Annotated in this window: 2 protein-coding genes; one reads left to right on the top strand and one right to left on the bottom strand. The window is 58.3% G+C overall.

Translation table 11 applies throughout. The features are described from left to right. Window positions 1-11094, bottom strand: an 11094-nt coding sequence (locus AC07V4_RS10925; RefSeq protein ID WP_495029364.1) for an Ig-like domain-containing protein, incomplete at its 3' end; no start/stop codon positions are given. Window positions 11095-11650: 556 nt separating this feature from the next. On the opposite strand from AC07V4_RS10925, the gene AC07V4_RS10930 reads away from it, so the two are divergent. Continuing rightward, the gene (locus AC07V4_RS10930) at window positions 11651-12277 is read left to right on the top strand and encodes a LuxR C-terminal-related transcriptional regulator (protein ID WP_492636312.1); all 627 of its coding nucleotides are present in this window, start codon (window positions 11651-11653) and stop codon (window positions 12275-12277) included. Window positions 12278-12419 lie beyond the last annotated feature (142 nt).

Raw genomic sequence — 12419 nt, forward strand, 5'->3', positions numbered from 1 at the left:
GACACTGCCGGCTTCGGCGGTACCGTTCAACGTTGGTGTGGTGTCGTTGGTTCGACCGCCGTTGGCGATGTCTCCAGTGACGGTACCCACGTCATCGATCACGCTGGAAATGATCGGCGCGTTCGGTGGAGTGGTATCAACAATGATCTGACGCGTCGCCGAATCAGCGGAAACGTTACCCGCTACGTCGGTGGCCGTGACCTTGAAGTTATAGGTAGTGCCATCGGTCAATGCCGCTGGCGTGTACGTCCAGTTGCCACCGGTCGCGACGACGCTGCCCAGCAAGGTGGTGCCGTTGTAGATACGCACGACACTGCCGGCTTCGGCGGTACCGTTCAACGTTGGCGTGGTGTCGTTGGTTCGACCGCCATTGGCAATATCCCCGGTGACGGTGCCCACGTTATCGACCACGCTGGAAATGATCGGCGCGTTCGGTGGAGTGGTATCAACAATGATCTGGCGCGTCGCCGAATCAGCGGAGACGTTGCCCGCCACGTCGGTGGCCGTGACCTTGAAGTTATAGGTGGTGCCGTCGGTCAATGGCGCTGGCGTGTACGTCCAGTTGCCACCGGTAGCGACGACGCTGCCCAGCAAGGTATTGCCGTTGTAAATACGCACGACGCTGCCTGCCTCGGCGGTACCGTTCAGCGTTGGCGTGGTGTCATTGGTTCGACCGCCGTTGGCGATGTCTCCAGTGACAGTACCCACGTCATCGATCACGCTGGAAATGACCGGCACGTTCGGTGGAGTGGTATCAACAATGATCTGACGCGTCGCCGAATCAGCGGAAACGTTGCCCGCCACGTCGGTAGCCGTAGCCTTGAAGTTATAGGTGGTGCCGTCGGTCAATGGCGCTGGAGTATAAGTCCAGTTGCCACCGGTAGCGACGACACTGCCCAGCAGGGTGGTACCGTTGTAGATACGCACGACACTGCCGGCTTCGGCAGTACCGTTCAGCGTTGGCGTGGTGTCGTTGGTTCGACCACCGTTGGCGATGTCTCCAGTGACAGTACCCACGTCATCGATCACGCTGGTAATGATCGGCGCGTTCGGTGGAGTGGTATCAATAGTGACCTGACGCGTCGCCGAATCAGCGGAGACGTTGCCCGCCTCGTCGGTGGCCGTAACCTTAAAGTTATAAGTGGTGCCGTCGGTCAATGGCGCTGGCGTGTACGTCCAGTTACCACCGGTAGCGACGACGCTGCCCAGCAAGGTGTTGCCGTTGTAGATACGCACGACACTGCCGGCTTCGGCGGTACCGTTCAACGTTGGCGTGGTGTCATCCGTTCTGCCGCCGTTGGCGATGTCACCGATGATGGTGCCCACGTTATCGACCACGCTGGAAATAACCGGCGTGTTCGGTGCGGTGGTGTCCACAACGATCAGGTACGGATCGGACTCTACGGAGGCATTGCCCGCAGGGTCGGTGACGATCACGGTGAAGCTGTGATCACCTTCGCTCAGTGGTGTATCAGGCGTGAACTTCCAGCCACCGTTTTCATCGGCAACAGCCGAGCCAATCACGTCACCGTTGTCGATGATGGTGACGATGTCGCCCGGTTGCAGGCCGCTGCCTTCCAGGGTTGGCGTGGTGTCGTCCGTGCGATCACCGTTGCCGACAGACCCTTGGATAGGGCCCACGTCATCGATGATATCGCCAATACCGTCGCCGCCAGTACCGCCCTCACCTGGTTTACCCGGTGCGGTGGTATCGATGTCCAGGTTGAACTCGGCCGTCGGTGCACTGACCACGCCCGCAGTGTTGGTAGCCACCGCCGTGAAGCTATGCGCCCCTTCCGACAACGGGGTAGTCGGTGTGAAACTCCAGTTACCAAAGGCGTTAGCTTGAGCGGTACCCAGTGACACGGTGCCGTCAAACAGCTCAACAATGCTGTTCGGGCTGGCTTTACCCACCAATGTAGGGGTGGTGTCGTCGGTCACGGTGCCAGAGCTGATATTGCCGGTGATGCTGCCAGCGTTGTCGATGGCATAGTCAAGGCTGACGATGACGTTGGAAGTATCGACATCAAACTCGATCGGCGTGCTCGGATCAGAGCTGTTACCAGCCGGGTCTTGAATGACGATCACGACGCTGTGCGAGCCGTCCAACAGCGGAGTCTCTGGGGTGAAGCTCCACTGGCCGTCGCCGCCAACCACGGTGGAACCGATGATCTCACCGTTATCACGGATAATCACGGTATCGCCGGCTTCCCCGGTACCTTCGAAAGTCGGAGTACTGTCGTCGGTGATGCCATCCTGAGGGATGAGACCGGTCACTGGACCAACGTTGTCGTGGGCCGTGGTGTCGTCCGCTGCATCAGGCGCGGTGGTATCAACATCCAGGCGGAAGTTACCGGTGCGGACGGTATTGCCCACGGTGTCGGTAACAGCGGCCGTGAAGTTGTGTACGCCTTCACTCAGGTCAGCAGTCGGTGTCCAGTTCCATTGGCCGTTGGTATCGGCGGTGACGCTGCCTTGTACCTGGCCATCAAGGGTGATGGTGACCACTTGACCAGCCTGCGCAGTACCGCGCAGTTCAGGGCGGGCATCGTTGGTGATGTCGCCGTTGTCCAACATCCCGACATGGCCTTCGACATCATCCCAAGCACCGATGATGGCCGGTGCAGATGGCGTGCCGCCAGCCAACAGGTCGAAATCGAACTCGTTGGACGGTTGGCTGATGTTGCCTGCGGCATCCTGCGCTTTGGCGGTCAGGTTGTGTGAACCGTTGAGCAGCGGTGGCACTGGCGTGTGTGACCAGTTCCCGGTTTCATCGGCTTGCGCACGGCCGATTTCCTTGCCGTTGTCGTAAATAATGACGGTGCTGCCGGCTTCGGCGGTACCGCTGATTTCAGGCTGTGCGTCGTCGGTGGTGTCGCCTGGGGCAATAGCGCCCGTGCGGTCACCCACGTTATCGACCAGACCGGAAATGACCGGTGCGTTCGGTGCGGTGGTGTCCACGACGATCAGGTACGGGTCAGACTCTTCGGACGCATTGCCCGCAGGGTCGGTGACGATCACGGTGAAGCTGTGATCACCTTCGCTCAGTGGTGTGTCAGGGGTGAACTTCCAGCCACCGTTCTCATCGGCGACAGCCGAGCCAATCACGTCACCGTTGTCGATGATGGTGACGATATCGCCCGGTTGCAGGCCGCTGCCTTCCAGGGTTGGGGTGGTGTCGTCCGTGCGGTCGCCGTTACCGACGGAGCCTTGGATAGGCCCTACGTCGTCCCATACGTCGCCAATACCGTCGCCGCCAGTACCGCCTTCACCTGGTTTACCCGGTGCGGTGGTATCGATGTCCAGGTTGAACTCGGCCGTCGGTGCACTGACCACGCCCGCTGTGTTGGTAGCCACTGCGGTGAAGCTGTGCGGCCCTTCTGCCAACGGAGTAGTCGGTGTGAAGCTCCAGTTGCCGAAGGCGTTGGTTTTCACGGTACCCAGTGACACGGTGCCGTCAAACAGCTCGACAGTGCTGTTCGGGCTGGCTTTACCCACCAGTGTAGGGGTGGTGTCGTCGGTCACGGTGCCAGAGCTGATATTGCCGGTGATGCTGCCAGCATCATCGATGGCATAGTCAAGGCTGACGATAACGTTGGACGTGTCGACATCAAACTCGATCGGTGTGCTCGGGTTCGAGCTGTTGCCGGCCGGGTCTTGAATGACCACCACGACGCTGTGCGAGCCGTCCAACAGTGGCGTCTCTGGGGTGAAGCTCCACTGGCCGTCTTCGCCGACCACGGTCGAGCCGATGACATCACCGTTATCTTTGATGATCACGGTATCGCCGGCTTCCCCGGTACCTTCGAAGGTCGGAGTGCTGTCGTCGGTGACGCCATCCTGAGGGATGAGACCGGTTACCGGGCCAACGTTGTCGTGGGCAGTGGTGTCGTCTGCAGCATCAGGCGCGGTGGTATCAACATCCAGGCGGAAGTTACCGGTGCGAACGGTATTGCCCGCAATGTCAGTAACAGCAGCCGTGAAGTTGTGCACGCCTTCGCTCAGGTCAGCAGTCGGTGTCCAGTTCCATTGGCCGTTGGCATCGGCGGTGACGCTGCCTTGTGCCTGGCCATCGAGGGTGATGGTGACCACTTGACCAGCCTGCGCAGTACCGCGCAGTTCAGGACGGGCATCGTTGGTGATGTCCCCGTTGCCCAGCATCCCGACATGGGCATCGACATCATCCCAGGCGCCGATAATGGACGGAGCTGTGGCGTTGCCGCCAGCCAGCAAGTCGAAATCGAACTCGTTGGACGGCTGGCTGATGTTGCCTGCGGCATCCTGCGCTTTAGCGGTCAGGTTGTGCGAACCGTTGAGCAGCGGTGGGACTGGTGTGTGCGACCAGTTACCGGTTTCATCGGCTTGCGCACGGCCGATTTCCTTGCCGTTGTCGTAGATAATGACGGTGCTGCCGGCTTCGGCGGTACCGCTGATTTCAGGCTGAGCGTCGTCGGTGGTGTCGCCCGGGGCAATAGCACCCGTGCGGTCACCCACGTTATCGACCAGACCGGAAATGACCGGTGCATCCGGTGCATCGGTATCAACGATGATCAGGTACGGATCGGACTCTTCGGAGGCATTGCCCGCAGGGTCGGTGACGATCACGGTGAAGTTATGTTCGCCGTCGTTCAGCGGGGTGTCCGGAGTGAATTTCCAACCGCCGTTGTTATCAACGCGGGCCGAACCGATTGGCTGGCCGTTGTCGATAATGGTCACGATATCACCCGGCTGCAAGCCGCTACCATCCAGGGTCGGGGTGGTGTCGTCAGTGCGTTCGCCACGGGCCACGTTGCCTTGGATAGGCCCTACGTCGTCCCATACGTCGCCAATACCGTCGCCGCCGGTACCGCCCTCACCCGGTTTACCCGGTGCGGTGGTATCGATGTCCAGGTTGAACTCGGCCGTCGGTGCGCTGACCACGCCGGCAGTGTTGGTGGCAACCGCGGTGAAGCTGTGCGGCCCTTCTGCCAGCGGAGTAGTCGGTGTGAAGCTCCAGTTGCCGAAGGCGTTGGTTTTCACGGTACCCAGCGACACAGTGCCGTCAAACAGCTCAACAGTGCTGTTCGGGCTGGCTTTACCCACCAGTGTAGGCGTGGTGTCGTCGGTCACGGTACCAGAGCTGATGTTGCCGGTGACGCTACCTGCGTTGTCGATGGCATAGTCAAGGCTGACGATGACGTTGGAAGTGTCGACATCAAACTCGATCGGCGTGCTCGGATCAGAGCTGTTACCGGCCGGGTCTTGAATGACGATCACGACGCTGTGCGAGCCGTCCAACAGTGGCGTCTCAGGAGTAAAGCTCCACTGGCCGTCTTCGCCGACCACGGTCGAGCCGATGATGTCACCGTTATCTTTGATGATCACCACATTGCCAGCTTCCCCTGTACCTTCGAAGGTCGGGGTGCTGTCGTCGGTGATGCCATCGGACGGGATGAGACCGGTCACCGGCCCGACGTTGTCGTTGGCCGTGGTGTCGTCCGCCGCGTTGGGTGGCGTGGTGTCGATATCGAGACGGAAGTTACCGGTGCGAGTCAGGTTACCCGCTGCATCGGAAACCGAGGCCACGAAGTTGTGGGTGCCGTCCGCCAGGTCGGTGGATGGTGTCCAGCTCCATTGACCGTTGTCATTGGCGGTGACACTGCCTTGTACCTGGCCATCGAGGATGATGGTGACCACTTGGCCAGCCTGTGCACTACCGCGCAGCTCAGGGCGGGCATCATTGGTCAGATCGCCGTTGCCCAACATCCCGACGTGGGCATCCACATCGTCCCAGGCGCCGATAATGGACGGAGCTGTAGCGTTGCCGCCCGAAACCAGTTCGAAACCGAACTCGTTGGACGGTTGGCTGATGTTGCCTGCGGCATCCTGCGCTTTGGCGGTCAGGTTGTGCGAGCCATTGAGCAGCGCGGGCACCGGTGTGAACACCCAGTTGCCAGTTTCATCGGCATTCGCGCGGCCGATTTCCGAGCCGTTATCGTAAATAATGACAGTGCTGCCGGCTTCGGCAGTACCGCTGATTTGCGGTTGTGCATCGTCAGTGATATCGCCCGAGTTGATCGGACCGGTCACATCCCCTTGGTCGTCGATGACGCTGTTGATGGTCGGTGCATCCGGCGCAACAGTATCAACAATAATCAGGTACGGATCGGACTCTACAGAGGCATTGCCCGCAGGGTCGGTGACGATCACGGTGAAGTAATGGTCGCCGTCGATGAGCGGAGTGTCCGGTGTGAATTTCCAACCACCGTTGCTATCCACACGGGCCGAACCGATAGTCTGGCGGTTGTCGATAATGGTGACGATGTCGCCCGGTTGCAGACCGCTGCCTTCCAGGGTTGGAGTGGTGTCGTCCGTGCGTTCACCGTTACCCACAGACCCTTGGACAGGGCCCACGTCATCGATGACATCGCCAATACCGTCGCCGCCGGTACCGCCTTCACCTGGTTTGCCCGGTGCGGTGGTATCGATGTCCAGGTTGAACTCAGCCGTCGGTGCACTGACCACACCCGCTGGGTTGGTGGCAACCGCGGTGAAGCTGTGCGGCCCTTCTGCCAGTGGGGACGACGGTGTGAAGCTCCAGTTACCGAAGGCGTTAGCTTTCACGGTACCCAGTGACACGGTGCCATCAAACAGCTCGACAATGCTGTTCGGGCTGGCTTTACCCACCAATGTAGGGGTGGTGTCGTCGGTCACGGTGCCGGAGCTGATGTTGCCGGTGACGCTGCCTACGTTGTCGATGGCATAGTCAAGGCTGACGATGACGCGAGAGGTATCGACATCAAACTCGATCGGCGTGCTCGGGTTCGAGCTGTTACCGGCCGGGTCTTGAATGACGACCACGACGCTGTGCGAGCCGTCCAACAGTGGCGTCTCTGGGGTGAAGCTCCACTGGCCATCTTCGCCGACCACGGTGGAGCCGATGATGTCACCGTTATCCTTGATGATCACCACATTGCCAGCTTCCCCGGTACCTTCGAAGGTCGGAGTGCTGTCGTCGGTGACGCCATCGGACGGGATGAGGCCGGTCACTGGACCCACGTTGTCGTTGGCCGTGGTGTCGTCCGCCGCGTTGGGTGGCGTGGTGTCGATGTCGAGACGGAAGTTACCGGTGCGCGTCAGGTTACCCGCTGTATCGGAAACCGAGGCCACGAAGTTGTGGGTGCCGTCCGCCAGGTCGGCAGATGGCGTCCAGCTCCAGCTGCCGGAGCTATTGGCGGTTACGCTGCCTTGTACCTGACCGTCGAGGATGATGGTGACTACTTGGCCAGCCTGTGCGACACCGCGCAGTTCAGGGCGGGCATCGTTGGTCAGGTCGCCGTTGCCCAACATTCCGACGTGGGCATCCACATCATCCCAGGCGCCGATAATGGACGGAGCTGTGGCGTTGCCGCCCGCAATCAGTTCGAAATCGAACTCGTTGGACGGCTGGCTGATGTTGCCTGCGGCATCCTGCGATTTGGCGGTCAGGTTGTGCAAACCGTTGAGCAGCGGTGGCACCGGTGTGAACACCCAGTTGCCGGCTTCATCGGCTTGCGCGCGGCCGATTTCCGAGCCGTTGTCGTAAATAATGACAGTGCTGCCGGCTTCGGCGGTACCGCTGATTTCAGGCTGTGCGTCGTCGGTGATATCGCCCGGGGCAATAGCGCCCGTGCGGTCACCCACGTTATCGAGCAGACCGGAAATGACCGGCGCATCCGGCGCAACGGTATCAACAATGATCAGGTACGAATCGGACTCTACGGAGGCATTGCCCGCAGGGTCGGTGACGATCACGGTGAAGTTATGGTCGCCGTCGTTCAGCGGAGTGTCCGGTGTGAATGTCCAACCACCGTTGTTATCCACACGGGCCGAACCGATAGGCTGGCCGTTGTCGATAATGGTCACGATGTCACCTGGCTGCAAGCCGCTACCATCCAGGGTCGGGGTGGTGTCGTCAGTGCGTTCGCCACGGGCCACGTTGCCTTGGATTGGCCCTACGTCGTCCCATACGTCGCCAATACCGTCGCCGCCGGTACCGCCCTCACCCGGCTTGCTCGGTGCGGTGGTATCGATGTTCAGGTTGAACTCGGCCGTCGGTTCACTCACCACGCCCGCAGTGTTGGTGGCAACCGCGGTGAAGCTGTGTGCCCCTTCTGCCAACAGAGTTGTCGGTGTGAAGCTCCAGTCGCCGAAGGCGTTGGCTTTCACGCTACCCAGTGACACAACGCCGTCAAACAGCTCGACAATGCTGTTCGGGCTGGCTTTACCCACCAGTGTAGGGGTGGTGTCGTCGGTCACGGCGCCAGAGCTGATATTGCCGGTGACGCTGCCTGCGTTGTCGATTGCATAGTCAAGGCTGACGATGACGTTAGAGGTATCGACATCAAACTCGATTGGCGTGCTCGGATCAGAGCTGTTACCGGCAGGGTCTTGAATCACGACCACGACGCTGTGCGACCCGTCTTCCAATGGGGTCTCTGGGGTGAAGCTCCAGTGGCCGTCTTCGCCGACCACGGTCGAGCCGATGATGTCACCGTTATCTTTGATGATCACGGTATCACCGGCTTCCCCGGTACCTTCGAAGGTCGGGGTCCGGTCGTCGGTGATGCCATCGGACGGGATGAGACCGGTCACTGGACCCACGTTGTCGCTGGCCGTGGTGTCGTCCGCCGCGTTGGGTGGCGTGGTGTCGATATCGAGACGGAAGTTACCGGTGCGCGTCAGGTTACCCGCTGCATCGGAAACCGAGGCCAAGAAGTTGTGGGTGCCGTCCGCCAGGTCGGCAGATGGCGTCCAGCTCCAGCTGCCGGAGCTGTTGGCGGTGACGCTGCCTTGCACCTGGCCGTCGAGGATGATGGTGACCACTTGGCCAGCCTGTGCGGTACCGCGCAGTTCAGGACGGGCATCGTTGGTGATGGCCCCGTTGTCCAACATCCCGACATGGCCTTCGACATCGTCCCAAGCGCCGATGATGGACGGAGCTGTGGCGTTGCCGCCCGCAATCAGTTCGAAATCGAACTCGTTGGACGGTTGGCTGATGTTGCCTGCGGCATCCTGCGCTTTGGCGGTCAGGTTGTGCGAACCGTTGAGCAGCGGTGGCACCGGTGTGAACACCCAGTTGCCGGTTTCATCGGCATTCGCACGGCCGATTTCCACGCCGTTGTCGTAGATAATGACAGTACTGCCGGCTTCGGCGGTACCGCTGATCTGAGGTTGTGCATCGTCAGTGATATCGCCCGAGTTGATCGGGCCAGTCACAGCACCCTGGTCGTCGATGACGCTGCCGATGGTGGGTGCATCCGGCGCAACGGTATCAACGATGATCAGGTACGGATCAGACTCTTCGGAGACGTTGCCCGCAGGGTCGGTGACGATGATGCTGAGGTTGTGATCGCCTTCGCCCAACGGCGTATCAGGGGTGAACTGCCAGCCACCGTTTTCATCGACGATGGCTGAACCAATCACATCACCGTTGTCGATGATGGTGACGATGCTGCCAGGTTGTTGGAAGCTACCTCCCAAGGCCGGTTGGGTGTCATCGGTAGTTTCACCGCGAGCAATCTGACCTTGAATAGGACCGACGTCATCGGTAATGAGATCGATGCCGCCGTTATCGCCTTCACCCGGTTTACCTGGAGCGACGGTATCGACGATCACAGTCCAAGGGTCTGAAGGCAGGGATTCGTTACCGGCTGGATCGCGCACGCGGATGGTTACGGCGTGGACGCCATCTTCAAAAGCGGGGTCTGGTGTGAATTCCCATTTACCATCAGCGCCAACCACGACAGAACCAATGATTTTGTCATTGTCATAAACAATAACCAGATCATTTGGCGTTTGGCTTCCACCGCTATAGGTCGGCGTATCATCGTTGGTATAACCGTTATTTTCGACCGGTCCCGTACGTGGTTCAACGTCGTCATAGACCAGTTCAATGCCACCTTTATCACCTTCTCCCGGACGGCCTGGTGCTTCGGTATCAATCGTCAGTTTGAACGGTTCGCTTGGCTCGGCCCGATTACCAGCCTTATCTACAGCGATCAGCGTAAATTCATGTTCGCCATCGGCTATCGCGCCTTCAGCAGGTGTGAAACTCCATTTGCTCTGTGCGTCGACAATCACGGTGCCAATCAACTGGCCATCCATCCACACTTCAACCGTGGAACCTGCTTCCGCAGTCCCGGTAAAGGTTGGGGTGTTGTCATCAGTGAGGTCACCGCTGTGCAGTTCGCCGGTATAAGGGCCAACGTCGTCAACCACTGTGCTCAGCACTGCAGTTTCAGGCGGAGTAATGTCAACGATCACCGTAAAGCTATCACCAGGCTCACTGCTATGGCCGCCTTTATCTTGCTCAATAGGCGTCAGTACGTGCTCACCCTCAGCGAGCGGAGTTTCCGGAGTGAACTCCCATTTACCGTCATCACCGACGACAGTGGAGCCAATGATGTCGTCGCCATCTTTGACGATGATGATGTTACCTGGCGTACCTGTCCCGATTAACGTCGGAGTATCGTCATCAGTGACGTCGCCATTTTTGATAGGGCCCTGAATGTCGCCCTTGTTATCGAAGGCGCCCTCGACAGAGGGGGTAGGAATCTGAACGACTGGATCGGCTCCGCCCCCAGAACTGCGGTTGCCCACCAGACTGCCCAGACCGACTGCCGCGCCCAATGCGCCCAACGCCAGCAGGGCTGGAGAGAATGCCGTCCCGGAAGCCACCAGTTCGCCGATGCCGGAAAAAACGCCCGAACCCAATGCAACGCTCGAACTTTCACCATCCATCAGGAAGGCAGCGTCGTCACGGTCGTCGCCACTGGTAGCGACGTATTCATGCCACTGGCCGTCTTCGCCTTTACCTACCAAGGTCCCGGTCTGGTCGTAGAAGCCTTCGATAATCAACTGCGGCTGATCGTCTCCTTCGAGGATAACCTGCAGATCTTTACCGACACGCTTGAGCGTGATGTTTTCAGGCGCGACACCGTTTTCACCTTCGGAAAGGATGTATTTGCCATTTGCGATAGCTTTGACTTTGGTGACTTTACCCTTGGACAGCACTTCCGCCTGGACAATCGTGTCTTTGTCAACAACGGCCGTATTTACTGGAACTACGCTCATCATAATTGCCTTAAGTACGAGTTTTATTCATCACGCCCGCCGGTCCGGCGACGCAGTTAAGACCTCAGTGAGAAAGACGCACATTGGCCTAGTACTCAGATTGTCTCAGCAGCCAAGGCACCCCCCACTAGAGACATGTCTCAAAAACGTCGGACAGGTCGCGAAGGCGTGAAAGTAAAGGTGGGCAAGGACAATGGAGTACTTGGAAAAAGCGCGGCGGCTTATCGTCCCGAGATCTCGGACAAGACAAGACTTGTCTCAAATAGTGCCTCGGCCACCGACTTTCGTGGCCTCCCGCTTGATGCTGAACTTTAACTTGCGCTATAAACACCATTCTGAAAATTCGCTATCTATCATTTCAGGTTAAGTATTTAGAAAAGTTCCATCACCGTATCTGCAAATGTCTTTCTGGGGATTAGAGGACATGATGACTGCAAAAAAAACACTGAGCATCCAGAGCACCACGCTCTGTAGCAGGTACCGAACACAGCAAGTGACACGCCTGACTTCATTCCGGGCACAGTGAGTGACACACAACACATTAGCGAATATAAAAATGAAGAAAAAAGTAGTATTAATTGATCGTCACCCCCTGATTTATGTTGGACTGGAAAAAATACTCAAGGAGCATGGCTACCAGTTGATCAACGGGTACAGTAAAGATGAAGACATTTACACGGTCATTCTACAAAATCAGCCTTCATTCATAATAATTGACATCACCCAGCCACTGATTTGCGCTGCAGAGTTTCTTCGCGTTGCCAACACACTGAATATCAAAGCCAAAATTATTGTTTTCTCTGAATACGAAAACGTGCACAACCAGAGGGAGTGCCTGGCTTCAGGTATTAACGCCTACATCCCTAAACGTTTGGATTCTCGCGAAATCATAAACGCAATGGCCGCCTTGGAAAGGGGGGAAAAGTATTATCCCGCGCTAGGAAGGGCGCAGATATCCGTTCAGATTGACGACTTCGACAGCTTCATCAAAGACAACCTCACAGAACGCGAGCAGTTGATCCTCAAGAAACTGTCAGCCGGCTACTCCAACAAAGAAATTTCCGGCCAGCTACACCTGAGTAACAAAACGGTCAGCACTCATAAGAAAAGTCTGTTTAAAAAGCTTTGCACAGACAGTCTTGTTCAAGCCGTCGATATAGCCAGACTCCACGCGCTCCCGTGATTTGATTTCGTAATGACTGCATTGCCCCTCTCTACCGATAGTCGAGAAGCACGGGAACACGGGAGTCCGTCCAGGGCTTGCTGCTAATCGATGTAGATGCGTCCGACCTGTGGATTTTCGCTTGCCCAGGCAGCGCTGAACC

Source organism: Pseudomonas sp. GW821-FHT03A09 (assembly GCF_059421065.1).

What these genes read in the sequence shown, in the direction of transcription:
- AC07V4_RS10930 (WP_492636312.1), top strand. Translation starts at nt 11,651, where the DNA reads ATGAAGAAAAAAGTAGTATTAATTGATCGTCACCCCCTGATTTATGTT.